The sequence below is a fragment of the Microbacterium sp. NPDC060117 genome, assembly GCF_042729315.1.
Classification (GTDB): Bacteria; Actinomycetota; Actinomycetes; order Actinomycetales; family Microbacteriaceae; genus Microbacterium.
Genome location: NZ_JBHWXR010000001.1, coordinates 200,015 through 223,870, shown reverse-complemented (window position 1 = coordinate 223,870; position 23,856 = coordinate 200,015). Strand labels below are relative to the sequence as shown.

General features: G+C 69.5%; 22 protein-coding genes. 6 read left to right on the top strand and 16 right to left on the bottom strand.

Going from position 1 to position 23,856, the window contains the following annotated elements; translation table 11 throughout:
- Positions 1-75: 75 nt before the first annotated feature.
- From ACFWCK_RS00990 to ACFWCK_RS00960, 7 genes are all read right to left on the bottom strand, one after another.
- A complete protein-coding gene (locus ACFWCK_RS00990) occupies positions 76-1,209 on the bottom strand; it encodes a sugar phosphate isomerase/epimerase family protein (RefSeq protein WP_233312611.1) in 1,134 nt (377 codons plus the stop codon).
- Positions 1,209-2,033 (bottom strand): ATP-binding cassette domain-containing protein, encoded by an 825-nt coding sequence (locus ACFWCK_RS00985; protein WP_233312612.1) that lies wholly within the window; start codon positions 2,031-2,033, stop codon positions 1,209-1,211. The genes ACFWCK_RS00990 and ACFWCK_RS00985 overlap by 1 nt, the downstream gene beginning before the upstream one ends.
- Positions 2,030-3,058, bottom strand: coding sequence for an ABC transporter ATP-binding protein (locus ACFWCK_RS00980; RefSeq protein ID WP_233312613.1), 1,029 nt, complete (start codon positions 3,056-3,058; stop codon positions 2,030-2,032). Before ACFWCK_RS00980 ends, ACFWCK_RS00985 begins: the two co-directional genes overlap by 4 nt.
- A gap of 8 nt (positions 3,059-3,066) precedes the next feature.
- Complete coding sequence (locus ACFWCK_RS00975; RefSeq protein WP_233312614.1) at positions 3,067-3,939, bottom strand: ABC transporter permease; 873 nt, start codon at positions 3,937-3,939, stop codon at positions 3,067-3,069.
- A gap of 11 nt (positions 3,940-3,950) precedes the next feature.
- Positions 3,951-4,991 (bottom strand): ABC transporter permease, encoded by a 1,041-nt coding sequence (locus ACFWCK_RS00970; protein WP_378804127.1) that lies wholly within the window; start codon positions 4,989-4,991, stop codon positions 3,951-3,953.
- A 5-nt stretch (positions 4,992-4,996) separates the two neighbouring features.
- On the bottom strand, positions 4,997-6,586 hold the full coding sequence (locus ACFWCK_RS00965; RefSeq protein ID WP_378804126.1) for an ABC transporter substrate-binding protein: 1,590 nt from the start codon (positions 6,584-6,586) through the stop codon (positions 4,997-4,999).
- 220 nt (positions 6,587-6,806) lie between these two features.
- Positions 6,807-8,051 carry a M24 family metallopeptidase gene (locus ACFWCK_RS00960; protein WP_378804125.1) on the bottom strand — a complete coding sequence of 415 codons (1,245 nt, stop codon included), beginning with the start codon at positions 8,049-8,051 and terminating at the stop codon, positions 6,807-6,809.
- 575 nt (positions 8,052-8,626) lie between these two features.
- On the opposite strand from ACFWCK_RS00960, the gene ACFWCK_RS00955 reads away from it, so the two are divergent.
- The 5 genes from ACFWCK_RS00955 to ACFWCK_RS00935 all read left to right on the top strand — a co-directional run bounded on the left by ACFWCK_RS00955 (position 8,627) and on the right by ACFWCK_RS00935 (position 13,123).
- Positions 8,627-10,009, top strand: coding sequence for an MFS transporter (locus tag ACFWCK_RS00955; RefSeq protein ID WP_378804124.1), 1,383 nt, complete (start codon positions 8,627-8,629; stop codon positions 10,007-10,009).
- Positions 10,006-10,521, top strand: a complete 516-nt coding sequence (gene uraD / locus ACFWCK_RS00950; RefSeq protein WP_378804123.1) for a 2-oxo-4-hydroxy-4-carboxy-5-ureidoimidazoline decarboxylase — start codon at positions 10,006-10,008, stop codon at positions 10,519-10,521. The genes ACFWCK_RS00955 and uraD overlap by 4 nt, the downstream gene beginning before the upstream one ends.
- 41 nt (positions 10,522-10,562) lie before the next feature.
- Positions 10,563-11,012, top strand: coding sequence for a nucleoside deaminase (locus ACFWCK_RS00945; RefSeq protein ID WP_233312620.1), 450 nt, complete (start codon positions 10,563-10,565; stop codon positions 11,010-11,012).
- Between the two features lie 98 nt (positions 11,013-11,110).
- On the top strand, positions 11,111-12,061 hold the full coding sequence (locus ACFWCK_RS00940) for a hypothetical protein (protein WP_378804122.1): 951 nt from the start codon (positions 11,111-11,113) through the stop codon (positions 12,059-12,061).
- Between the two features lie 27 nt (positions 12,062-12,088).
- Positions 12,089-13,123, top strand: coding sequence for a S66 peptidase family protein (locus tag ACFWCK_RS00935; protein ID WP_378804121.1), 1,035 nt, complete (start codon positions 12,089-12,091; stop codon positions 13,121-13,123).
- Between the two features lie 18 nt (positions 13,124-13,141).
- On the opposite strand, the gene ACFWCK_RS00930 is transcribed toward ACFWCK_RS00935, so the two are convergent.
- From ACFWCK_RS00930 to ACFWCK_RS00900, 7 genes are read right to left on the bottom strand one after another with little or no spacing between them, the layout of a single operon-like run.
- Entirely contained in the window at positions 13,142-13,345 is a 204-nt protein-coding gene (locus ACFWCK_RS00930) for an AsnC family protein (protein WP_233312623.1), read from the bottom strand.
- A gap of 43 nt (positions 13,346-13,388) precedes the next feature.
- A complete protein-coding gene (locus ACFWCK_RS00925; RefSeq protein ID WP_378804120.1) occupies positions 13,389-13,850 on the bottom strand; it encodes a hypothetical protein in 462 nt (153 codons plus the stop codon).
- 8 nt (positions 13,851-13,858) lie between these two features.
- Entirely contained in the window at positions 13,859-15,340 is a 1,482-nt protein-coding gene (locus tag ACFWCK_RS00920) for an aldehyde dehydrogenase family protein (RefSeq protein WP_378804119.1), read from the bottom strand.
- Entirely contained in the window at positions 15,337-16,572 is a 1,236-nt protein-coding gene (locus ACFWCK_RS00915) for a M20 family metallopeptidase (protein WP_378804118.1), read from the bottom strand. Before ACFWCK_RS00915 ends, ACFWCK_RS00920 begins: the two co-directional genes overlap by 4 nt.
- A complete protein-coding gene (locus tag ACFWCK_RS00910; RefSeq protein WP_378804117.1) occupies positions 16,565-17,236 on the bottom strand; it encodes a DUF1028 domain-containing protein in 672 nt (223 codons plus the stop codon). The genes ACFWCK_RS00915 and ACFWCK_RS00910 overlap by 8 nt, the downstream gene beginning before the upstream one ends.
- Positions 17,233-17,703: a RidA family protein gene (locus tag ACFWCK_RS00905; RefSeq protein ID WP_378804116.1), complete on the bottom strand. Its 471-nt coding sequence runs from the start codon at positions 17,701-17,703 to the stop codon at positions 17,233-17,235. The genes ACFWCK_RS00910 and ACFWCK_RS00905 overlap by 4 nt, the downstream gene beginning before the upstream one ends.
- Complete coding sequence (locus ACFWCK_RS00900; protein ID WP_378804115.1) at positions 17,703-19,043, bottom strand: flavin-containing monooxygenase; 1,341 nt, start codon at positions 19,041-19,043, stop codon at positions 17,703-17,705. Before ACFWCK_RS00900 ends, ACFWCK_RS00905 begins: the two co-directional genes overlap by 1 nt.
- 129 nt (positions 19,044-19,172) lie before the next feature.
- On the opposite strand from ACFWCK_RS00900, the gene ACFWCK_RS00895 reads away from it, so the two are divergent.
- Positions 19,173-20,096 (top strand): LysR substrate-binding domain-containing protein, encoded by a 924-nt coding sequence (locus tag ACFWCK_RS00895; RefSeq protein ID WP_378804114.1) that lies wholly within the window; start codon positions 19,173-19,175, stop codon positions 20,094-20,096.
- A 123-nt stretch (positions 20,097-20,219) separates the two neighbouring features.
- Here the strand turns inward: ACFWCK_RS00895 and ACFWCK_RS00890 are convergent, their stop codons facing one another.
- Together ACFWCK_RS00890 and ACFWCK_RS00885 are read right to left on the bottom strand one after the other, a co-directional pair.
- Complete coding sequence (locus ACFWCK_RS00890) at positions 20,220-22,166, bottom strand: primary-amine oxidase (RefSeq protein WP_378804113.1); 1,947 nt, start codon at positions 22,164-22,166, stop codon at positions 20,220-20,222.
- A gap of 25 nt (positions 22,167-22,191) precedes the next feature.
- A complete protein-coding gene (locus ACFWCK_RS00885; protein ID WP_378804112.1) occupies positions 22,192-23,742 on the bottom strand; it encodes an APC family permease in 1,551 nt (516 codons plus the stop codon).
- Positions 23,743-23,856: the final 114 nt, after the last annotated feature.

Here is a 23,856-nt window from a genome sequence, read left to right as displayed (position 1 = left end):
TTCGTGCTCGGCGGTGACCGGTCCGGTGCGCATCGAGGTGATGCGGCACCGGACCGGTGCGGGGTCGCGCCGGTGTCAGCGCCCTGCGCCTGCGGTCTGCGCGACCGGGGAGTGCAGCGGGTAGCCGGCGTCGGCGATGATGGAGCGGGCCATACGCGCCCCGGTCCTGATCGTGTCGACCGCCTCGTCGTACTCGTAGGGCTGCGCCAGATACCGGCGCCAGTCCGGCACCTCGCCGGACTGGATGCGCTGCTCGTACGCGTGCACCATGTCGAGGTAGGCGGCGAGCTCCTCGACCCCCAGGTCGGGGTGCCCGGCCAGGAACTCGGGGTCGAACGCCTCGATCACCCGGGGGCGCTGAGCCGGTGCCTTGTCCGCATAGGGCTGCGGCGGCTCGATCGTCACGTTCATCCGCGGGTTCGCCGCGACGATGATCGGCAGCAGTCCTGCGAAGTCCACGAGTCCGGTGCCGTACGGCCGCAGCTGGTGCGCGAGGCCGCCCTCCTCGTGAGCCACGTAGGCGTCCTTGAGGTGCGTCTGACGGACGTACGGCGCCACGCGTCGTGCCGAGAACACCGGATGCTCCATGCGCTGCAGCACGTTGGAGGTGTCGAAGACGATGCCCGTCGTGTCGGGGCCCACGGCCTCCACGAGGCGCACCAGCTCGAAGCTGGTGACCTCCTCGTGGGTCTCCAGATTCATGTGGATCCCGAGATCACGGGCGATGGGCGCGAGCCGCTTCAGGAACTTCTCCGTCGCGGCCAGCTGGTCCGCCCAGTCCGCGTCCGTGCGGAACCGGTCGTAGGCGAGCCGACCGAAATAGGTCCCCTTGAAGTTGGCCGTGGCCACCCACAGCTCGCGGCAGCCGATGGCGGCACTGGCCTCCATCATCCGCCGGAACCCGCGCAGGATGTCGCCGTCTCCGATGGCTCGAAGCTCCGGGGCCTCCGGGTTCGCGTACGGATTCACCTTGCCGAGGCCCGTCTCCAGGTAGAGGTCGAGCTCGTCGGCGCGCTGCCGGAGCTCGCGCAGCACGCCGGGATCCAGGGTCGGACTCATGTCCAGCACGCTGCGGAAGAACAGGCCGTCCATGCCCAGCTCGTGCGCGTGGCCGATCGTGGCGAGCGGCCCGCGCCTGGCGGCCTCCGGGATCTTCTTGCCGTCGACGCCCACCCGGATCCGGTGGGCCGATGTCGTCGTCTCGGACATCACGCCACCTTCTCCTCAAGGAGCCGTTCCAGCGCCCGTTGCCGGGCGATGGTCGGGTTGGGGTTCGGCACGGCGGCGAGCAGCGCCTTCGTGTAGGGATGCGACGGGTGCGCGAGCACGGTGCCGGCGGGACCGTCCTCGACGATCTGGCCGAGCTGGATCACCGCGACCTGCGAGCAGATCTGCCGGACCACCGCGAGGTCGTGCGCGATGAACAGCACCGTGAAGCCGAGATCCTCCTGCATGTCCTGCAGCAGGTTGAGGACCTGGGCCTGCACCGACACGTCCAGCGCCGAGACGGGCTCGTCGCAGATGAGCAGCTTCGGTCCCACGGCCAGCGCCCGCGCGATCGCGATGCGCTGCCGCTGCCCGCCCGAGAACGAGCGCGGGTAGCGGTCGAGGTCGCGATCGCTGAGGCCGACCTGCATGAGCAGCTCGGCGACGCGCGCGCGCCGCCGCTTGCGGTCCGGTTCGAGATCGTGCACGAGCAGTCCCTCGCCGACGAGCTTCTCCACGGTCATCCGCGGGTTCAGGCTCGACGTCGGGTCCTGGAACACGAACTGCACCTCACGGCGGATCCTCTTCAGGGTCGCGCCTTTCGCCTCGGGGATGTTGATCCCGTCGTAGGTGATCGTGCCGCTCGTGGGCTTCTCCAGGCCCATGATGCTCTTGATGATGGTGGTCTTGCCGGATCCCGATTCGCCCACCAGCCCGGTGATCGTGCCCTCCTCGACCGTCAGGTCGACGTCGCGCAGGGCGTGGACGGGTTCGCGTCCGAGCGCGTGGAACACCTTGTTCACGTCGCGCAGCTCCAGGAGGCTCATGCTGCCGTCTCCTCTCCTGCGGCCGGGTAGAGGTGGCAGGCGACGACGCCGCCGTCGGGGGCGGGCCGCAGTTCCGGCACCTCCCGCGTGCACAGGTCGAACGCCTTGGGGCAGCGCGGGTTGAAGGCGCAGCCCGTGGGGCGGCTCGCCGGGTGCGGCGGGGCGCCCGCGATGGTGAGCAGGCGGGGGACCGTCTGATCGATGCGCGGCACAGCCTGCAGCAGACCCTGCGTGTAGGGGTGCGCGGGGTGCGCGAACAGCGTGTCGACGGCGCCCTCGTCCACCTTGCGGCCGGAGTACATCACCGCGACGCGATCGGTGAATCCGGCAACGGTGCCGAGGTCGTGCGTGATCAGCAGCACGGCGAGACCGCGCTCCTTGGACACCTTGTCCATGAGCGTGAGCACCTGCTCCTGCACGCGCACGTCCAGGGCCGTGGTGGGTTCGTCCGCGATGATCAGGGACGGATCCGAGATGAGGGCCATCGCGAGGACGACGCGCTGCCGCATGCCGCCGGAGAACTCGTGCGGGTAGGCCCTCATCCGGGCCTCGGCGTTCACCACGCCGAGCTCCTCGAGCACCGCCTTCGCGCGCTTCTCCGCCTCGGCGCGGGAGACTCCCGCGATCCGCAGGGGCTCCATCACCTGCTCCCCGATCGTCATGAGGGGGTTGAGCGCGCCCATCGGATCCTGGAAGACCATGCCGATCCGGTGTCCGCGGACACCGACCATCTGCTTGTCGCTGAGCTTCAGCAGGTCCTGCCCCTGGAACTCCACCGAACCGGAGAGCCGGAAGTCGGCGTCGAGTCGCATGATCGAGCGAGCGGTGACCGACTTACCGGATCCGGACTCGCCCACGAGCGCCACCCGGTCGCCCGGGCGCATCTCGAGGCTGAAGTCCTCGACCAGCCGGATCGGCTCGTCCTTGGGGCCGGCGTCGATCGTGAGGTTCCGCACCGACAGGAGCGGAGTGGTCGCCGGCATCGCGCCGGTCCGCCCGTTGCGGGCGTTCGTGAGAGTGTTCATTGCCGTGCTCACCTTCTGCGAAGGGCGGGGTTGAAGCGGACCTGGAGGATGTCGCCGAGCAGACCGAAAGCCACGGCGGTGATGGCGATCGCGAGACCCGGAGCGAACGCGGCCCACGGCGCGGTGGCGATGATGCCCTTCGCGCTGGTGACCATCGCGCCCCACTCGGCGCTCGGCGGCTGTGCGCCGACGCCGACGAAGGACAGGCCTCCGAGGATCAGGATCGTGTTGCCGATGTCACCGGCCCACTTGACCACGAGCACGTCGAGCGAGTTCGGGATCACGTGGTGCAGCATGAGCCTCGTGCGGGAGACGCCCAGCACGCGGGCGTTCTCCACGAACGGCTGAGCCATCGTCTCCTTCATGACGCCGCGCAGCACGCGCGCCGTCACGGGCCATCCGGTGAGGATCATCGCGATGACGGCCGAGTTGAGGCTCGGACCGAGCGCCGCGGCGACACCGAGGGCGAAGATGATCGGCGGGAACGCCAGGGCGGCGTCGACGACCCGCATCAGCACTTCGTCGGCCCACTTGCCGCCGAGGGTGGCGAGGGTGGCGACCAGGATGCCGATGACGGAGAAGCCGGTGACGATGATCACCGAGCTCAGCAGCGACGACTGCGCGCCGGCGATGATGCGCCAGAACACGTCGCGGCCCTGCTCGTCCGTGCCGAACCAGTGCGCGGCGCTGGGCGCCTGCAACGCGTTCAGGATGTCCGACCGGTAGACCGCGTCGTACGGCGCGATCAGCGGCCCGACGATCGCCAGGAGCAGCAGCAGGACCACCACGATGGGGATGATGATCTGCATCCCGGAGATGCCGGTGATGGAGCGGACGGTACGGCGCCGCATGGGCGCGATCATTGCGAGAGTGTTGCTCATGATTTCCGCTCCTAACCCAGCTGCCCGGCCCGCAGACGCGGGTCTCGGATGAGCTGGAGGACGTCGACGATGTAGTTGCAGACGACCACCAGGACGCCGATCACCAGCACCCCGCCGAGCACGGCGAAGGTGTCCTTCTGGGCGACCGCATTGGTCAGGTAGGAGCCGACTCCCACCAGGCCGAACACGGACTCCACGAGGACGGCGGCGCCGACCATGGCGCCGAACTGGATCCCGACGAGAGTCATCGAGGGACCGATGGCGTTCGGCAGGACGTGTCGCCAGACGAGCTGGCGCTGCGGGATCCCCTTGGCGCGCGCGACCGTGAGGTGCTCGCGGGCCAGGACCTGGATGAGCTCGGCGCGCATGATGCGGTACAGCTGCGCGGCGAACGGCAGAGCCAGGACGATGGCCGGGAGGATCAGGTGCTGCACGCCGTCCCAGGCGGCCAGGGGATTGCCGGCCAGCAGCGAGTCGATGATCACCGACCCCGTCCGCGTCGGGATGTCGAATCCGCGAGACAGGCGGCCGGAGATCGGGACCAGCTGCAGCTTGGTGCCCAGCAGGTACTGCAGCAGCAGTGCGAGCCAGAACGTCGGCAGGCCGGCGCAGACGATCACGAGCGTCTTGATCGTGAAGTCAGCCGCTCCGTCGCGTCGCAGCGCCGAGAGGGTGGCCAGCGGCGTCACGCAGGTGACGACGATGATCACCGCCAGCAGCACCAGCTCGATGGTCTGCGGGAGCACCTGTCCGATGCCCTGCGTGACCGACACGTGGGTCGTGATCGAGGTGCCGAGGTCGCCGCGCACGAGCCGTCCGAAGAACGTCATCAACTGCACGAGGAACGGCTGATCCAGGCCCAGGGCCTTGCTGACCGCCGCGACCTGCTCGGGACTGGCGTTCTCGCCGGCCGCCACGCGGGCCTCATCGCCCGGGATGAGCTTGACCATCAGGAAGACGAACGCGCTCAGGCCGATGAGGGTGATGACGGAGGAGAGGGCTTTGCGCAGCAGGAAGACCGTGGTCTGCCGCGCCGGATTGCTGTTGGCCATGGCTCTCACCCGACCCGAAGGGTGAAGAACGAGATCGGCGTCGCGGACCAGGAGAAGTCGATCCCCTTGAGGTCGCTGCGGTAGCCGACCGGGAACGCGACCTGGAAGAGGTTCGCCTGCACCGAGTCGTCGGCCACAGTGGTCTGCACCTGCTTGTAGAGGTCGCAGCGGGCGCCGGCATCGGCGGTCGTGCGGGCCTTGTTCAGCAGGTCATCGACCTTCGGGTTGCTGTACGCACCCTTGTTGGTGCCTCCGATGTTGGCCGAGTTGTACAGCTTGTCCAGGCCGGCGCCGGGGTCCGGCGTCAGGATGTAGTCGTTGATCAGCGTGAGGCCCGGGATCGTCGCCGGATCCGCGAGCGTCTTGAGGTAGTCGGGGAAGGCGATCGGCACCAGGTTCACCGTCACGCCCAGGTCCTTCAGGTTCGACTGGAACAGGGTCGCGATCTGGGTCTGCGTGGAGTCGACCGACTGGTAGCGCAGATCGAGCGCGGTCGAGCCGAGACCGGAGAGCAGCTCCTTGGCCTTCGCCTTGTCCTGTGCGGAGGGCTTGGCGTCGGCACGGCAGGTGAACGCCGGCGACAGGATGCCGCTGGAGATCGCACCCTCGCCGTTGAGGATCTTCTGGAAGCCGCCGGAGTAGTCGAACGCCAGCTTGAGGCCCTCGCGGATCTTCGGGTCGGCGGTGGGGCCGGTCGAGGTGTTGAACCACAGCTGGGTCTGGCCCGACGTCGGCACGAACTTCACGGAGACCCCGCTCTGGCCCTTCAGCGCGGTCGCGTCGATCGCGGACAGGCCGAAGGAGACGTCGATGTTGCCGGCCTTGAGCTCGTCGCGGTTGGTCGCGCTCTCATCGATCCGGCGGAACACCATCTGGGTGGGCCGCTTGTCGTCGAATCCCCAGTACTTGTCGAACCTCTTCACGGTGGTGCCGTCGGCGGACGATGCGCCGGTGCCCTCGAACGGGCCCGTTCCGGCCTCGTGCGCCTGCAGCCAGCCCTGAGCGTCGTCCGCGCCGGCGTTCTTGGAGACCAGGTCGGCCTCCATGATGTAGATGTTCGCGAGTCCGTTGATGAAGAACGCGTTCGGCGACTTCAGGTTGATCACGACGTGCGACTTGTCGACCACGGTCGTCGAGTCGTAGCCCTGCAGCAGGGACGCGACGCCCTGTCCGAGCCGGATGTAGCGGTCGAAGCTGTACTGCACGTCCTTCGCGGTGAGAGGAGTGCCGTCATGGAACGTGACGCCGTCCCGCAGGGTGAAGGCGATCGATTTCGCGTCTCCCGCGACCTTGAAGTCGCTGGCGAGGGCGCCGACCATCTTGTTGTCCTGGGCGGCATCGAACTTGATCAGCGGCTCGTAGACGATGTTGTCCACCATGTTGGTCTGCGCGTAGTCGGCGCGCAGCGGATCCATGGTGTTGAACTCGTGCTTGAAGCCGACGACGACGGACGTCGATGCGGCGGTGCTGCTACCGCCGCCGGCACCACCGGAGGATCCGCCCGCGGTGCAGGCGGCGAGGGAGGTGGCGACGAGCGGGAGAGCGAGAAGTGCGGCGCCGAGGATGATCCGGCGGCTGCGGTGCTGAGATGACATGGAGTGACTCCTGGATGAGAAAAGGGTGATTTCTCAGGGCGCGGGCTGGCGCCCTGCTCGGGGTTCGGGCATCACCGCACAGAAGACCCTTGAGGGTGAGGGGCAGCCGTGCGATGGCTCTTGTGGAGTGCTCCGGTGTCTGATGTTGAGTTATGCGAGCCGGATCTGGATCCGGGGTGGGGGCTGTGCGCTTCGATGCGGTCAGCCGCGGGTGTGCGGATCAGAGTTCCCAGATTCCTCGGGGCGACTCGGTGATCCATTCGGCCCCGTCATCGGTGACGAGGGCCATGTCGCCGGCGACGATGCAGCCGAGACCGGGAACGGTGAAGTTGGGATGCACTTCGATGACCATTCCCTTCTCGATCCGGACGCCGGAGTCATCGAGGGACCTGTCCCGCAAGGGGTTGAGATCCCGCGCCATCCCGGGCTCGACATAGGTGAGGCCGAGTCCGTGACAGCTCTGGAAGCGGAACGGATCCGTTTCCCGGGTGAAGGGGGCGTGCGCCGCGTACTGGTCCTCGATGACGTCGATGACGCGGTGCAGCGGCTCGCCGGGGCGCATGGCCTGCAGGGCCGCGTCCTGGATCTGGATGAGGATGTCGGCGTAGGCGGCGAGCTCTGCGCTCGGCCGTCCGCGGACGCCCATGCGCAGGCACTGACCGAAGTAGCCCTCGTAGGAGGTGGTCGTGCCCAGCTGCACGCGATCACCGTCGGTGATCCGTGCGGGGAGTTCCATGAACTCGAAGTAGGTGGTCGGCGGTTCCTCGCCGATCGACAGCCAGCAGTTCGCCGAATCGGCGCCGAGCAGGCGGCCGACGTGCTCGGCCTCCGCCATGACCGAGGGGCCCGAAGCGCCGGGCCGGGTCGACTCGGCGAATGCCGCCGCGACCATGGCGTCCGAGATGCGTGCCGAGGTGCGGAGCATCTCGATCTCCTCGGGTGCGCGCGTGAGGCGCAGGCGATCGAGCACGCCCTCTGCTGCGATGATCCGGAAGTCGCGGAAACGCTCCGCCAGCTCCTGGTGCGCGGGGTGGCTCAGCTCGTCGATTCCGATCACGCCGATCCGCGCTCCGCCGCCGATCCCGGCTTCGGAGAGCACCCGGGCTGCGGCCTCGGGGTGCAGGCGCTGCTCGCCGGCCTGCACGATCTGACCCAGCCAGGCGGAGCGCCGGGAGAACTCGCGGTGCTCGTGCACGCCGAAGGCCAGCACCGCGGCCGCACCGGATGCGGTCACGACCACGGTCGACGGCGTGGGTTTGGCCGCGTATCCGGCGAGGAACTGGATGTATCCGGCGGTCTTCGTCCGCGAGCCGAGCATGCGCGGGCTGCCGAAGACGACGAGGGCGTTGAGATCCGCTGCGATCATCGCTGCCCGGACGCGTTCGATGCGCTGTTCCAGTACCGGGACCGGGACGGTGGCGGTGAAACGCTCCCGCGGGGCGACCGCGGCCTCCACCAGGCTCATGACAGCCGGTCCAGGGGTGAGTAGGACAGAAGTGGGCGGCGGTCGTTTCCAGCGAACCGTACGGGGACGCGGAGCCGCGACGGTGCGGTTCCTGTGCCCCGGAGTGCCGAACTCGCCTTCGGCACTCGGGCGTCTGAAGCAGCCATGGTTCAGAGCCAATCGTTCTTGGTTCAAGACCCCCTCGGGCGGGAGTGAACTCACTGTAGATCTGCGGTCGGGTATTCCGCAAGAGGAGATCATACTTTCACGATGCGGTATCTGTGTGACGGTTTCGATCCCCGGAAAAATAGAATACCGAAATGGTGTACCAAAACTCCGGCATTCGCAAGACCTGATTCCGCAGGCTCGGGCCGATCTACCCGTCGACGCCCCCGTGGCGCCCCCAAATCGGTACACCAAACATCGAAGTGGTGTACCAAATGCTTGACCTGATTGTCAGCGTGTGCATAGGATCGGTCCGGCACCCGATCTGTTGGAAATTGTTTCTCGGATCGTGAAAGTCAGTGGGTGGCCCGGCCGCTCGCTCCACAGCCTGGCCCGCGTTGTCGCGGCCGGAGAAATCAAGGGAGATTTCCATGTCCTCATCCCAGCCGGCGACGGTGACCGTCGTGTCGGCAGAGAGCGTCTACCGGAAGGTGTTCTTCCGGATCGTCCCGTTCCTGATGCTGCTCTGGATCGTCGCCTGGATCGACCGGGTCAACATCGGCTTCGTCAAGCTGCGCATGCTCGACGATCTGGGCTGGAGCGAGGCGATCTACGGCCTCGGCGCCGGGATCTTCTTCATCGGCTACTTCCTGTTCGAGGTGCCCAGCAACCTGCTGCTGCAGAAGATCGGCGCCAAGAAGACGATCATGCGCATCACCCTCGGCTGGGGCGCCGTGAGCATCCTGATGATGTTCGCGACCACGCCCGAGCTCTTCTACGTCCTGCGCTTCCTGCTCGGCGTCTTCGAGGCCGGCTTCTATCCGGGCATCATCCTGTACCTGACGTACTGGTTCCCGGCCAACCGCCGGGCCAAGGCTTTCGGCATGTTCATGTCGGCATCCGCGTTCGCCGGCGTCATCGGCGGTCCGATCGCCGGCTGGATCATGACCAGCATGGGAGGCGTGTGGGGCCTCGCCGAGTGGCAGTGGGTCTTCATCATCGAAGGCATCCCGTCGATCATCCTCGGCATCGTGACCCTGTTCTACCTGACGGATCGTCCGCACCACGCGAAGTGGCTGACGGCCGCAGAGCGCGCCTTCGTGCAGAGCGAGCTCGACAACGAGGAGCACGCCGAGCACAAGCAGCACAGCATGCTCGGCGCCCTCAAGGGCAAGACGATCTGGCTGTTCATCCTGATCTTCTTCTGCATCATCGCCGCGAACTCCTCGCTCACGTTCTACGGTCCGACGCTCGTCGCGAACGTCGGTGTCACGGACCCGCTCGCGGTGGGCTGGATCATGGCCGGCATCAACCTCCTCGGCGCCGCCGGCATGATCTCCGCGGGCTTCATCTCCGACCGCACCGGGGAGTCCCGCATCCAGACATCGATCTCGGCCGCCCTCGGCGCACTGGGACTGGCGGGTGCGGCTCTGCTGATCCCGGTGAGCCCGATCGGCGCGATCGCATGCCTGGCGCTGGCGCTCATCGGGACGATGTCCGCCATCCCGGTGTTCTGGCAGATGCCGAACCGCTTCCTGATCGGCGCGGCAGCCGCGGGCGGCGTGGCGCTGATCAACTCGATCGCGAACCTCGCGGGCTTCTTCGCCCCGACGATGCTCGGCTCGCTGAAGGATCAGACCGGGAGCCTCGCTCCCGGACTCTTCATCGTCGCCGGGGTGGAGATCCTCGCCACGATCCTCATCCTGGCGCTGGTGCCCAAGTTCCGCGAGACTGCGAAGACGACCACTGTCCCGGTGTCGACCCGCGACGCCGCCGATGCGGCAGAGGTGAACGTCGTGGAGGTGCAGGCATGAGCGCCATGACCCTGGACGAGATCAACGCCCTCGATGAGGACGCCTTCGTCGCCGTGCTCGGTCCGGTCTTCGAGAACTCGCCCTGGGTCGCCCGGGGAGCGTGGGGTTCGCGTCCCTTCGCCGGCGTGCCCGAGCTGCATCGTGCGATGTTCGCCGTCGTCGAGGCCGCCGACAGGCAGACCGTGCTCGACTTCCTCAACGCCCACCCGGCCCTCGCGGGCAAGGAGGCGCAGGCCGGCGAGATGACCACGGAATCCGTGGGGGAGCAGGCCAGCGCAGGACTCGACGCCCTCAGCCCAGAGGAGTTCGCGCGCATCGGCGAGCTCAACCGCACCTATCAGGACCGGCACGGGTTCCCCTTCGTGATCGCCGTGCGCGGCCACACCAAAGCCTCGATCCTCGCCGAGTTCGAACGGCGGATCGGCGCCGACACCGAGGCGGAGCTGCGGGCGGCACTCGATCAGATCGCGCTGATCTCTCGGGGCCGGCTCGACCGCGCCGTCGCCGGCTGAGGCGACCCGTGACCGAACCCGAACCCGAGAAGGAGAACGAGATGACCGATCACACCGCGCACATGCGCACCGCCCTCGATCAGGCTCGCGTCGCCGAGGCGGCCGGCGACCACCCGTACGGCTCCGTGATCGCGGGTCCGCGCGGTGCGATCGTGGCGCGGAACCAGGTGGAGAGCACGCAGGACGTCACCGCGCACGCCGAGCTCGCTGCGGTGCGGGCCGCCACGGCCGCGTGGGGTCTCGACCTGTCGGGGTCGACCCTGATCACGAGCTTCGAGCCCTGCGCGATGTGCGCGGGAGCGATCCTGAACGCCGGGATCCGGCACCTCGTGATCGCGGTGCAGTCGGTGCCGGGGATCGAACCGTCGGGACGCTACAGCGTCGAGAACCTGCTCGAGCTGCTCGGATGTGAGGGCGACGTCGTCGTCGAGCGCGGGCTGCTCGGAGACGAGGCGGCCGCGTACTACTCGGGGATCGCCGCAGCCTCCTGACAGCGGCGGCATCGGAGGGCCGGACCGGGCATCGCCCCGATCCGGCCCTCTTCTTCGCCCCGATGACGGACGTCGGCGCAGCGCGGTAACGTCGCGGCATGGACGTCATCGAGTATCTGATGGACTCCGATCCCGCGATCCGCTGGCAGGTCTGCCGCGACCTGACGGATGCGACCCCGGAGGAGGTCGCGGCGGAGCGCGCCCGCGTGGTCGTCGAGGGGTGGGGTGCCCGGCTCCTCGCGCTGCAGGCCGAGGACGGGCTGTGGGACGGCGGGGTGTACCGGCCCGGCTGGGTCGACGAGAGCCGTCCGATGTACGACGCGTGGACCGCGACGCACTTCAGCCTGCAGCAGCTCGTCGACTTCGGTGCCGATCCCGCGGACGGACGAGTGCGGCAGGCGGTGGCGCGGGTGCGCGAGCGGGTGCGCTGGGATCAGGAAGGTGCCCCGCCGTACTTCCACGGCGAGACCGAGCCGTGTGTCAACGGGGTGGTGCTCTCGAACGCCGCGTACTTCGGAGAGCCGGCCGATCGAGTGGTGCAGACGCTCCTCGCCGGGCAGTTGGCGGACGGCGGGTGGAACTGCTGGGCGGAGTACGGCGCCACGACCTCGTCGCTGCACTCCACGATCTGCGTGCTCGAGGGGCTCCTCGCCTGGGAGCAGGTGACCGGCGGCACCGAGGTGTCACGGACCGCGCGGCTGGCCGCGGAGGAGTATCTGCTGGCACGCCGGCTGTTCCTGCGACGCAGCACGGGGGCGGTCATCGACCCGCGCTTCACGATGGCCTCGTACCCGGTGCGCTGGTACTACGACGTGCTGCGCGGCCTGGACTACTTGCGCCGCGCGCGCCCCGAGGGCGATCCGCGCTGCGCCGACGCGATCGAGCTGTTGCGTTCTCAGCGCGGCGCGACTGGCTTGTGGCGACTGGAGAACACGCACGAGGGGCCGACTCCGTTCGACCTGGACGGCGAACGGGAGGGGTTCCCGAGCCGCTGGGTCACCTTGCGCGCGCTGCGCGTGCTGCGCTGGGCGGGCGACGACGTCCTCTGATCGGGAGCCGCGCTCTAGGCTGAAGCGATGCTCCTTCCGCCCAAGGCCCGGCCCGGCGACCGCGTCGCGGTCCTCTCCCCGGGGTTCGCCGCCCCGGCCGCGTCACTCGCGGTGCATGAGCAGGCGATGCGCCGGCTCACCGAGCTGACCGAGCTCGTCCCGGTCGAGTACCCGACCACCCGTCTCTTCGGTGCGTCCCCCCAGGCTCGTGCCGCGGACGTGAACGCGGCGTTCGCGGATCCCTCGATCCGTGCGATCCTGTCGACGATCGGCGGCGATGACCAGATCCTGGTCATCCCGCACCTGGACGCAAACCTCGCACAGGCGGATCCGAAGCCGTTCCTCGGCTACAGCGACAACACGAACATCCTGAACTGGCTGTGGCGCAACGGCATCGCGGGGTTCCATGGCGGGTCGACCCAGGTGCACCTCGGCCCCGGGCCCGCCGTCGACGAGATCCACGCACGGTCGCTCTGGGCCGCACTGCTGGACGGTGGCGAGCTCGAGCTCACCGAGCCGGGGGAATCGGAGGATTTCGGTGTGCGATGGCAGGACCCGGCCGCCCTGGTGCAGTACGGCGTGCGCAAGCCCACCCAGCCGTGGGTGTGGTCGGGGCCCGCGCGTCGAGTCAGCGGACGCACCTGGGGCGGTTGCCTCGAGGTGCTCTCCCAGCTCGCCCTCGCCGACCGGTTCCCGTCCGCGGAGGAGCTGGAGGGCGTGATCCTGCTCCTGGAGGCGAGCGAGCGACTGACGCCGGCCGACGCGATCGCCGAGCAGCTGCGGGCGTACGGGCAACGCGGGCTGCTCGAGCGTGTCGTCGGTGTGGTGGTCGCCCGACCGCCCGTGAGCACGCACGAGAACGTGCCGCATCACGAGATCCGCCCCGTCCTGCGCGAGGCGCAGCGTCACGCGGTTCTGGCGCAGATCGCCCGCTACAACCCTTCGGCGGTCGTCTGTTTCGGCGTGCCGTTCGGGCACACGCGGCCGCAGTGGCTCGTGCCGTACGGCGGCCGGATGGTGCTCGACGGCGCACAGCGGGTCATCACGGCCGACTACGCCTGAGGGCTCGCATCGGCACGCCTAGCGCTTGCCGAATCGGCGGTGCGCCGCCTGCCGTGTGGTGCCCAGTGCGCTGGCGATCGCCTGCCAGGAGTAACCGGCGGCACGGGCGCGGCGCACCTGCACCTCCTCGGCGCGGGCGATGTCGCGCCGCGCGGCCACCAGCCGGTGCAGCTCGGCGAGCGGCTCGCCCTGCGGATCCAGATCCTTCGCGGTTCTCAGCATGAAGACCTCCTCGCGTCAATGCTGGTTGACACGAGGAAGTCTGTCAATTCATGTTGACGGATCGCGTTCCGCTGCGAGCGGACGTGCGGCGGCGGCGCAGCACGCCGATCGCCACCACGACGGCCATCAGCAGCACGAGCTCGATCCCGTTGAGCAGGAGCGCGAAGCCATGGAGGCCGTCGATCGGAACGACACCGGCGGGCCGGCCGTGCGCGTGCCCGACCATCCCGCCCGCAGACCCGATGTGCAGCAGCATCATCGCTGTCGCCATCGCCATCGCCATGCCCCACGCGCTCGGCGGCAGGGGCCGGGATCGCGGTGTCAGACAGAACAGGCACAGCGCCGCGAGGATCGCCATCAGGGCCGCGAGCGCGGAGGGGCTCCCCAGCAGCAGGGCGAGGTGCACCGCGACGCAGCCCGCGGTGACGGGGAAAGCGACCCACCGGGCCACGATCCAGGCCGGGGCCTGCCGGGTCTGCGGGGTATGCGTTGTGAGAGCGGTCATCGTCGTCCTCAGCCGTGCTGGAACCAGGTCGTCTTCCAGTCGGTGTAGTTGTCCAGCGCGTGCCGCGACAGGTCTCGGCCGAAGCCCGACTGCCGGAACCCGCCGAACGGCGTCGTGAGGCCCAGCGCATCGACCGTGTTGACCGACACGGTCCCGGCGACCAGACGCTCGGCGACCCGGTGCGCCCGACCGAAGTCGGTCGTCCACAGTGAAGCCGCCAGTCCGTACTCGGTGTCGTTGGCGAGCCGGACGGCCTCGTTCTCGTCCTCGAAGCCGAGCACCGCGACCAGAGGGCCGAACACCTCGATGTGGTGGAGATCGTGGTCGGCGCCGAGGCCGGTGACGATCGCGGGGCTCAGGTACGCGTCGGACCCGGTGATCGTGACACGATCGCCTCCCGCGACCAGGTCGCCGTCCGTGGCGGCCCGGGCGATGGCGGCAGACACCTCGTCGGCGTGCGCGCGGCTGATCAGGCTGCCGTTGCCGTCGCTGCCCGCGAGCGGGTCGCTCGGAGCGTAGCCCTCTGCGGCGGCTGCGAGCAGTGCCACGAACTCGTCATGCACCGACCGCTGCACCAGGATCCGCGAGTTCGCCGAGCACACCTGTCCCTGGTTGTAGAAGGCCCCGAAGGCGGCCTTCGCGGCGGCGGTCTCGAGGTCGGCATCGGCGAACACCAGGTTCGAGCTCTTCCCGCCGGCCTCGAGCGCGACCCGCTTCATGTTCGACGATCCGGCGCTCACCATGAGGCGCTTGGCGACGGCCGTCGAGCCGGTGAAGGCGAGCACATCGATGTCCGGGTGCAGCGCGATGCGCTCGCCGACGACGGATCCGCGCCCCGGCACGACATTGAGCACGCCCGCGGGGATCCCCGCCTCGAGCGCCAGATCCGCGAGCCGCAGTGCGGTCAGCGAGGTCTCGGTCGCGGGCTTGTGAACGACGCTGTTTCCGCTCGCGAGCGCCGGTGCGAGCTTCCACGCGGCGATCTCGAGAGGGTAGTTCCACGGCGTGATCGCGCCGACGACGCCGAGCGGCACGCGCTGGACGAGCGCGGTCGAGCCGGGTGGAGTGGCCGGGATCTCGTCGAACCGCTTGTCGGCGAGCTCGCCGTACCAGCGGAACGTCTCGGCGGTGCCGGGCACGTCGACGGTCAGGGTCTGCGCGATCGGCTTGCCCGAGTCGAGGGTCTCGAGGAGGGCGAGCTCCTCGAGGTTCGCCATGATCAGGTCGGCGAGGCGGATCAGCGCCCGGCCGCGGTCGGCGGCGCTGCGCCGGCTCCACGAGCCCTCCTCGAACGCGCGCCGGGCGATCGCGACCGCGCGGTCGACGTCGTCCGCTGTGCCGGCGGCGAGATCGGCGAGGTGCGCGAGTGATCCGGGGCTCTGCACCGCGATCGTCGCAGCGTCCGACGCGTCGACGCGGCGTCCGTCGATCACGGCACGGCCGTCGATCGCGAGCGCGCGGCTGCGTGCGGTCCAGTCGATGGTGGTCATGCGGCCGTCTCCTTGATCTTCGTGGACTGCGCCGCGTCCGCGGCCCGGGGGTTCGCGGCGACGACGTCGATCGCCGTCCACGCCATGAGGACCGCCGCGTCGAGCAGGGCCTTCTCCGCGACGGGGCCGACGCACGCGGCGGCGAACTCCTTCTGGTGGTTGCCGTACGGCAGTGAGTCGACCCCGATGTAGGGGTGGATCGCGGGAACGAGCTGGGACACGTTGCCCATGTCGGTCGACGCCCGGTTCATGCGTCCGGCGACCTCGGCGTCTGCGAACACGCGCCCGCGTGCGAGCGCGTTGGCTCGATAGAAGGCGAGGGCGCGCTCGTCGGTGCGGAACTCGGAGTACGGCTTGCTCTCGGGCGTGATGCTCAGGGTCGCGCCCGAGGCGAGCGCGCCCGCCTCGAAGCAGCGGTTCACACGTTCCTCGAGGATCTCGAGCTCGGCGAGCGAGTTCGCGCGGACGTACCAGCGGCCCTCGGTGCGGTCGGGGATCGCGTTCGGGGCGTGGCCGCCGACGGTCTGCACGCCGTGCACCCGGGTGTCGGCGGGCAGCTGCTGTCGGAGCAGCCCGATCGCGACCTGCGCGACGAGGAACGCATCGTTCGCGTTGACGCCCTGATCCGGGTAGGCGGCGGCGTGCGCGGACACCCCGTCGTAGGCGACGTGGCTGTGCGAGACCGCGAACGGCCGGGCCTCGGCGACGTCGACCGGCGCGGGGTGCACCATCATCGCCAGGTCCAGGTCGCGGAAGGCGCCGGCCTCGATCAGCTCGATCTTGCCCCCGCCGCCCTCTTCCGCAGGGGTGCCATAGACGCGCACGGTGAGCCCGAGCTCGTCGACGAGCGGGGCGAGGGCGAGCCCGGCGCCGACCGCGCTCGCCGCGATGAGGTTGTGGCCGCACGCGTGCCCGAGCCCGGGCAGCGCGTCGTACTCGGCCATGATCCCGATGACGGTCGGCCCGGATCCGGTCTCGGCGAGCAGGGCGGTCCCCAGACCCAGATACGCCGGGGTGACGCGGAAACCGGCGGCGGCCAGAGCCTCGCCGACCCAGGCGGCGGCGCGGTGCTCCTGCCAGGCCGTCTCCGGGTTCGCGTGCAGCGTCTCGGAGAGGCGGATCAGGTCCGCGGCGGCCGCGGCGACGCTCGCGTCCGCGGCGGCCTTGAGCGCGGCGACGTCGGCGGGCGACCCGGCCACGGGGGCCTCGGGGTGGGCGGCGGCGTCACTCATCGCCGGGCACCCCGTAGCTCGGGGCGGCGGACGGGTCCATCCCGCGCGTGATGTAGGCATCGCGCTGCGGCAGCCAGACCTCGAGCAGCTCGCCGAGCTCGGCGATCGGGTCGCCCTCGGTCCAGTCCACGCGCAGATCCGTGACGCGCCAGCCGGCGTCGTGCACGACCGAGAGCCCGGCCGAGTGCACCGGGCCCTCCTCGCCGCCCGCGGCGACGGCGGCGTGCATGGCCGCGAGCAGGCGCCGCTCGAGCTCGCCTTCGGCGGCGGCGAACGCGTCGACCATGAGCTGCGGGATGTCCGTCGAGGCGAGCATGTTGCCGCCCGCGGCGACCCCCGCGCCGGTGGCGGCGCCGACGTTGCCGAGCGCGCGCTCGCCCGAGTACACGGCCGAGCGGCCCTGCGCATCGAGGACCAGCAGCTGGCGGAAGGCGATGTGCGGGGTCTCGGCGATCACGGTGTCGAGGGCCTCAGCGGCCGAGGCTCCGTCGCGCAGAGCGGTGAGCAGGATCGGCCCGAGGCGCGGATCCGTGATGTTCTGCGAGTTCACCGCGCCGACGCCGTCGGCCAGATGCACGCAGCGCGCGGCGACCGCGGGCGAGGACGACGAGATCGCGGATCCGAAGGCTCCGGTCTCGTCGAGAGCGACGATCGAGAACGTCATCGGGCGGCCTCGTCGTCGGCGGCGGTGCGGTCGGTGCTCGCCGCGCGGTCGGCCGGGGTGCTGATTACGGCCGTCGCGTCGATCTCGACGAGCCACTCCGGGCGGGCCAGCGCGCTCACCACGAGGCCGGTCGACACCGGGAAGACGCCCTTGAGCCAACGGCCCATCACGCGGTAGACGGTCTCGCGATAGCGCGGGTCGATGATGTAGACGACGACCTTGACGATGTCGTCGAGCGAGGATCCGGCCTCCTCCAGCAGCATCGCGATGTTCGCCATCGCCTTCTCGGCCTGGGCCTCGACGTCGCCGATGCCGACGGATTCGCGGGTGTCCAGATCCTGGCCGATCTGGCCGCGCAGGTACACCACGCCGCCGGCGACGACCGCCTGGCAGAGGTCGTTGTCGAGGTTCTGCTCGGGGTAGGTGACCTTGGTGTTGAACGGGCGGATGCGGGTGTGCGTGGGCATCATGCGACTCCTGTCTGTGCGAGCTCGACGGCGAGGGGGCGGGTGCCGTCGGCCTGGGCGGGTTCGGGGGTGTCGACCACGGTGTCGACCGGGCCGGGGTAGGCCGCGTACCCGCGCTGGATGCCGATCTGGTCGGCGATGTAGCGCGCGTCGTGCCAGACGCCCCAGAGGAAACTGGATCCGCGGCGCGACTGCCAGGGCAGCCCGAGGAAGTAGATCCCCGGTTCCGCCGAGACGCCGCGCTGGTGCCGCGGACGGCCGTGCTCGTCGAACGCGTCAGGGTCGATCTGCAGCCATGAGTAGTCCAGCGCGAAACCGGTCGCCCACACGATCGAGGTGATGCCGGCGCCCGGCAGGTCGAGCGAGAGGATCGGGTGCGTGAGGCTGTCCGGATCCGGGCCGATCAGGTGCGCCTCGGGCTCCTCGGGCAGATCCAGCCCGTTGCGCAGCACGTAGGCGTCGGCCTCGTCGAGCACGGACAGGTAGTTCGCGTCACCTGCGGCGAGGTTGGCGCGCAGGTCGGGTGCGATCGCGAGCACGCCGTCCTCGTACGCGCCGGCGCGGCCGAGCAGGGTGACCCCGGTCGCGGCCAGCGCGCGGAAGTCGACGGTGTGCCCGCCGTGCGCGCCGCTCACGGCGATCGTGACGTGCTCCGCGCCCACCGGGGGAGCGGCCATGTCCCACTTGCCGAGCACGCCGAGCCACCAGCAGAAGTCGCGGCTGCGGTAGCGGCGCGGCGGACGATCGTGCGGTCCCACCGCGAGATACACCTCGCGGCCGGAGCGACGCAGCTCGTCCGCGATCTGCACGCCCGAGGAGCCGGCGCCGACGACGAGCACCGCCCCCTCCGGCAGCTGTGCGGGGTTGCGGTACTGGTTCGAGTGGATCTGGTGGATCCCCGCGTCCTGCGGCACGACGGCCGGGATGATCGGACGCTGGAACGGCCCGGTTGCGGCGACGACGTAACGGGCATCGATCGTGCCCGCGTTCGTGTCGACGCGGAAGCCCGGGCGGTTCACGTGCCGGCGCACGGACCGCACCTCGACGCCGGTGCGGATCGGAGCGTGGAAGGCATGGGCGTAGGCGACGAGATAGTCGGCGACCTGCTCCTTGCCGGCGAAGGCGTCCGGATCCAGGTCGAACTCCAGGCCGGGGAACCGGTCGTGCCAGGCCGGGCCGTTGGCGACCAGCGAGTCCCAGCGCCAGGAGCGCCAGCGCTCGGCGATCCGGTCCCGTTCCACGACGAGATGCGCGATCCCCGCCCGGCTCAGGTGCTCGCTCATCGCGATGCCCGCCTGGCCGGCGCCGACGACCAGCACCTCCACGTCTTCGTGCGACATCCGTTCCTCCACTGCGCCGTTCCTCTGCTGCTCGGATCCTGCTTCTCCTTCATGCTTCCGAGGATCCATGCATCTGTACACTTCACAGATCCGAAGTCCTGCATCTGATCTGTTGATACCATTTCGGACATGGCCCGACTGCAGAGCGCCGACATGACCCTCGTCCAGCTGAGGTACTTCGTCACCGCTGCGACGCATCGCTCGATGACCGTGGCGTCGATCGACCTGCACGTCGCGCAGTCCGCGGTCTCGACCGCGATCGCACAGCTCGAGCGTTCCCTCGGCGTGCAGCTGTTCGTGCGACAGCGCAGCAAGGGCCTCGCGCTCACGGAGGCGGGTGAGCAGCTGCTGCACGATGCGCAGTCGGTGCTCGCCCAGGTCGAGGAGATGAGCGACACCGTCCGCGGGCACCACCATCAGGTGCGCGGCACGTTGCGGCTGGCCTGTTTCGTCACGCTCGCGCCGTTCGTGCTGCCGCGGCTGATCTCCCGTGTCGAGCAGGAGCATCCGGACCTGCGGATCGAGATCATCGAGGCCGACATGGAGGGCACGACGGATCTGCTGCTGTCGGGCGCGGTCGAGGGCGGGATCGTCTACGACTTCGGCCGGGTGCACGATCTCGCGTTCGATCCGCTGTTCCCGGCGCCGCCGCATGTGATCCTCGCGGCGGATCATCCGCTCGCGGACCGCGACGAGGTCGCGCTGTCCCAGCTCGCGGATTCCGAGCTCGTGCTGCTCGACCTGCCGCACTCGCGCGAGTACTTCCTCGGGATGCTGGAGCGCGCCGGGATCGACCCGCGGGTGCGGTACAGCTCGCACAGCTATGAGACCGTGCGCTCGCTGGTCGCCCGCGGACACGGCTACTCGATCTTGAACCAGGTCCCGGTCGCGCCGCTCACGTACGACGGCGGGGAGCTGAGGGCGCTGCGGATCGCGGGTGAGGCGCCGGCGCTCGACGTGTGCTTCGCCCGTGTGTCGCGCGTGCGGCCGACCGCCCGCACCCGCGCCGTGGCGGCCTTGGCCCGCGAGCTGTTCGGCACGGACGCACACTGAGGCCGTTGCCCCGCCGCCGCCGAGAACGAGACTTCGCCCGCTCAACGGCTGGAGCGACCGCCTGTCAAGCCCGGGCCGGTGCGAATCCCCCGACCGCACCGTCCCGGGAGTCCGTGGATCCCGTCAGCAGCGGCACTCGCCGTCGGCGCAGTGTGTGCAGGCGTGGCCGCGCGGGGACGGCGGAACGTCGAGCGCCGGGTTCTGGTCGAAGAAGCCGGTCGGCTTGAGCGTGAAGCCGGTGTAGTCGACGGGCATGATCGGCCAGTCCTCGGTGCGCGGGAAGTGCGTCAGGCCGAAGCTGTGCCAGAGCACGATGTCCTCGCCGTCGATCCCGCGATCCGCCTTCTGGAACTCCGGGAGGCCGGGGGATCCGACGCTCTGATTCACGAAGTCGCCGGCCGGGTAGCGCTCGCCCTCGGCGTACCGGGTGACCCACAGGTGCTCGGTCGCGAACGCCGCGCGTCTGCTGATCGAGGATCCGTCGGCCGCAGCGAGAGTCGGCTGGCCCTCGGGGAACAGCGTGTACGCGACCGGCTCGCCGACGTGGTTGCGCTTCTCGGTGTTGACGACCTCCCACACCCGGCCGAGCGAGCCGTCCGCCCGGCGACGGCCCTCGGACTCGCGTCCGAGCACGCGGCGGGAGCGGCTGAACGCGTTGCCGTGCGGGTTGCCCTCGCCCTGCGGGACGCGCTTCAGATCGAGCTCGTGCACGGCATTGCTCTCTCCGTCGACGGCCATGTCGAGGCGCGCGCAGAACAGGTGCTGGTGGAACGGGGCGGCGAGTCCGGGCGCGATCTGCGAGGCGTAGGGGTAGCCGTCGCCCGGGTAGCGGGCGGTGAAGACGATGCCGGTCGCCTTGGCCTCGAACTGGATCGTGCCGTCCAGGTAGAAGTACCAGTAGAAGCCGTAGTCGTAGTTGCCGACGGTCGTGAAGAAGCTCACCACGAGGCGGCGCTGACGACGCGAGGAACGGTGCTGCGCCCACTCGTCCGTGTGCTTCCAGAGCAGTCCGAAGTCCTCCTCATGGATGCAGATGCCCTGCGAGATCTCGCGCGGGTTGCCGAAGTCGTCCGCGACGACGGGGGACAGGTAGGTGATCTCGCCGAGGCAGTCGCATCCGAGCTCGAGGGAGTTCGCGTCGCGGCCGACGAGATACTCGCCGGTGTCGAAGTAGTTCTGCCACGAACGGTAGGGAGCGGGATCCCCGTAGGGCACCACCATCTCGGCGATGGAGGCGCGTTCGACGATCGAGCGGCGGACACCGTGGTCGTCGAAGCCGATCTGGCCGAGGATCAGGCCCTCGCGGGCGTCGAAGCCGACGTGCAGGTCCCACTTCTGCCAGCGCAGCACATTGCCGTCGAGGGTGAAGCTCGGCCCCTCGGGCTGCACGATGTGCAGCGGCTTGAGGTCCTCGCGCAGCGGTCCCGTGAGCTCGGGGCTCTCGAAGTTGCCGTTCGTCAACGGGTCGTCGCCGGGGCCGTCGTCGATGATCCGCACGACCTTGCGCTCGATCATGTCGACGAACGCGACCAACTGGTCCACCGGGTGGCCCCAGGCGTAGTCGTGCGGGTCGCGTTGAACGAAGGCGAGGCCGCGCAGCAGCCGCCGGCCCTCCTCGCCCTCGTAGTCGAAGATGCCCGCGCTCAGCGGCGCGACGCGCACGCCGTCCGGCGTGAGCCCCCGTGAGGCGAGCGCCGCCTGCCAGCCCTCGTCGGCCTTGAGGATCCCCTCGATCGCCTCGAACTCCTCGATCAGCACGGGAGCCTGACCGCTCAGGGCCGGGTCGACGTCGACGGCGGAGACAGTGGTGCCGGCGCCGAGGTCGATCAGCAGGTCGGCGGTCGCGCCCGTCGCGGTATCGAGCAGGATCGTGCGGGCCTCGCGCGGGATCGTTCCGCCGGCACGGAGCACGGCTTTGGCCGGCTCCTTGAGCGAGAGGTAGGCGACCCGCACGGTGTCGCCGAGGCGGCCCTCGGCGATCAGGTGATCGCGCGCGGCGGTGATCTCGTCGGCGCTGAGCGGATCCAGTGGGTGGGTGGCGACGCTCGTCGCGGTGTCGGGATTGGTCACGATGTCTCCTTCTGGCGGACCGGGGTCACGGGATGCGAGTGGCGGCGGGGCGGTTCTCGTGGGCGGCGAGCGCGTCGACCTCGAGCGCCGACGGGGACTCCGGATCCTCCGGCGAGTATCCGGGGCGGCGGCGTTCGTAGAGGTAGCCCACGAGCGCGAGCAGGGCGATCACGACGAGGGTGCTGATGGTGAAGCCCTCGAAGGTGAGCCGGTCGACCCCCCACACGTCGTGGAAGTCGTAGGCGACGCCGAAGAGGCCCTCCAGCGTCCCGGGGAAGACGGCGACCCAGGATCCCAGCACGACCCAGGCGTAGATGACGACCGTGCAGATCCACAGCCCCGCGGTGCCGCCCGGCACGCGGAACGGGCGCGGGACGTCGGGGTGCTTCCTGCGCAGCGCGATGACGGTCGGGAAGATCACGAGGTACGACAGCAGCAGTGTGGAGATCGCCACCGTCAGCACCACCGTGAATGCGGCCGCGGCGCTGCCGCTGAGCAGCACGGTTGCGGCGATGCAGAACACGGTGGCGACGATCCCGGAGAGCATGTTCATCCGCACGGGGGTGCCGAGACGCGGGGAGAACTTCCCGAAGTAGCGGAAGAACGCTCCATCGGCGCCGGCGGCCGCCTGCACCCGATCGGACGCGATCATCCACGCGCTCGCCTGAGTCAGAACGACGAACACGAAGACGATCGCCGCGATCCACATCAGCGGCCCCGCCGCGGGGCCGTAGACGCGGAACACCTCCTTGAAGGCGTCCAGCAGGCCGGTGGCGCCCTGCACCTTGTCGGCGGGCAGTACGGCGAGGATCGCGAAGATCGGCACCAGATAGCACAGGATCGAGATCAGCCCCGAGGATGCGACCGCCTTCGGCACGTCCTTCTGCGGGTCGCGCATCTCCTCGGCCGCGCCGTTGGGGGCCTCGAATCCCACGACCGCGAACAGGATCACCGGCGTCACGGCGAGGAAGCCGCCGAGCGTGGGCGAGAACTCGCCGGCCGCGTAGCCGTGCACGCCGTTCTGGATGGCGTAGATGACGACCGTGACGACGAAGATCGCCAGGAGCGCGACCTTCGCGATGCCGCCGGCGGCGACGACGATCTTGCCGTAGCGCAGCCCGATGATCGCGACGAGGATCGCCAGCCAGATGAAGGCGATCTTGAAGACGTAGTCGCCGACGCTGCCCGAGGGCAGCGGTGAGATGTAGGCGTCCCAGGTGGCCGCCGAGATGAAGACCAGGGATCCCCCCATCCACAGGGGGTTGGTGATCCAGTAGAACATCGTGGCGATCGAGGCGGCGAGCTTGCCGAATGCGAGGCGGACCCAGACGAACGGCCCGCCCTCCTCATGGAACGCGCTGCCCAGTTCCGACACCACGAAGGCGTAGGGGAGCAGGAAGGTGGCGCCGATCACGAGCGTCCAGGTGAACGCCTGCGCTCCGCCCCCCGCGGCGATCTGGGCGACCGTGTCGATCGAGATGATGGCCGCGACCGACAGGAAGATGATGTCGAGTCGGCCCAGCGTCTTGCGGAAGTTCTCGGTGCGTATGGCGGATGTGGCGATCTCAACGCTCATCGGGGGACTCCTCTGTCCGAACCAGGCTGATGTTCGCGGCTCCGATCGCGGGGTGCACCGGGGCCTTCTCGGGTAGTGGTCTCAGTCAACCTCGCGAAGTCGAATCACGCCAAT

Bases quoted from the DNA above. Each gene is read 5' to 3' on its own strand.
- ACFWCK_RS00990 (WP_233312611.1), bottom strand. From the start codon at position 1,209: ATGTCCGAGACGACGACATCGGCCCACCGGATCCGGGTGGGCGTCGAC.
- ACFWCK_RS00985 (WP_233312612.1), bottom strand. From the start codon at position 2,033: ATGAGCCTCCTGGAGCTGCGCGACGTGAACAAGGTGTTCCACGCGCTC.
- ACFWCK_RS00980 (WP_233312613.1), bottom strand. From the start codon at position 3,058: ATGAACACTCTCACGAACGCCCGCAACGGGCGGACCGGCGCGATGCCG.
- ACFWCK_RS00975 (WP_233312614.1), bottom strand. From the start codon at position 3,939: ATGAGCAACACTCTCGCAATGATCGCGCCCATGCGGCGCCGTACCGTC.
- ACFWCK_RS00970 (WP_378804127.1), bottom strand. From the start codon at position 4,991: ATGGCCAACAGCAATCCGGCGCGGCAGACCACGGTCTTCCTGCTGCGC.
- ACFWCK_RS00965 (WP_378804126.1), bottom strand. From the start codon at position 6,586: ATGTCATCTCAGCACCGCAGCCGCCGGATCATCCTCGGCGCCGCACTT.
- ACFWCK_RS00960 (WP_378804125.1), bottom strand. From the start codon at position 8,051: ATGAGCCTGGTGGAGGCCGCGGTCGCCCCGCGGGAGCGTTTCACCGCC.
- ACFWCK_RS00955 (WP_378804124.1), top strand. From the start codon at position 8,627: ATGTCCTCATCCCAGCCGGCGACGGTGACCGTCGTGTCGGCAGAGAGC.
- uraD (WP_378804123.1), top strand. From the start codon at position 10,006: ATGAGCGCCATGACCCTGGACGAGATCAACGCCCTCGATGAGGACGCC.
- ACFWCK_RS00945 (WP_233312620.1), top strand. From the start codon at position 10,563: ATGACCGATCACACCGCGCACATGCGCACCGCCCTCGATCAGGCTCGC.
- ACFWCK_RS00940 (WP_378804122.1), top strand. From the start codon at position 11,111: ATGGACGTCATCGAGTATCTGATGGACTCCGATCCCGCGATCCGCTGG.
- ACFWCK_RS00935 (WP_378804121.1), top strand. From the start codon at position 12,089: ATGCTCCTTCCGCCCAAGGCCCGGCCCGGCGACCGCGTCGCGGTCCTC.
- ACFWCK_RS00930 (WP_233312623.1), bottom strand. From the start codon at position 13,345: ATGCTGAGAACCGCGAAGGATCTGGATCCGCAGGGCGAGCCGCTCGCC.
- ACFWCK_RS00925 (WP_378804120.1), bottom strand. From the start codon at position 13,850: ATGACCGCTCTCACAACGCATACCCCGCAGACCCGGCAGGCCCCGGCC.
- ACFWCK_RS00920 (WP_378804119.1), bottom strand. From the start codon at position 15,340: ATGACCACCATCGACTGGACCGCACGCAGCCGCGCGCTCGCGATCGAC.
- ACFWCK_RS00915 (WP_378804118.1), bottom strand. From the start codon at position 16,572: ATGAGTGACGCCGCCGCCCACCCCGAGGCCCCCGTGGCCGGGTCGCCC.
- ACFWCK_RS00910 (WP_378804117.1), bottom strand. From the start codon at position 17,236: ATGACGTTCTCGATCGTCGCTCTCGACGAGACCGGAGCCTTCGGATCC.
- ACFWCK_RS00905 (WP_378804116.1), bottom strand. From the start codon at position 17,703: ATGCCCACGCACACCCGCATCCGCCCGTTCAACACCAAGGTCACCTAC.
- ACFWCK_RS00900 (WP_378804115.1), bottom strand. From the start codon at position 19,043: ATGTCGCACGAAGACGTGGAGGTGCTGGTCGTCGGCGCCGGCCAGGCG.
- ACFWCK_RS00895 (WP_378804114.1), top strand. From the start codon at position 19,173: ATGGCCCGACTGCAGAGCGCCGACATGACCCTCGTCCAGCTGAGGTAC.
- ACFWCK_RS00885 (WP_378804112.1), bottom strand. From the start codon at position 23,742: ATGAGCGTTGAGATCGCCACATCCGCCATACGCACCGAGAACTTCCGC.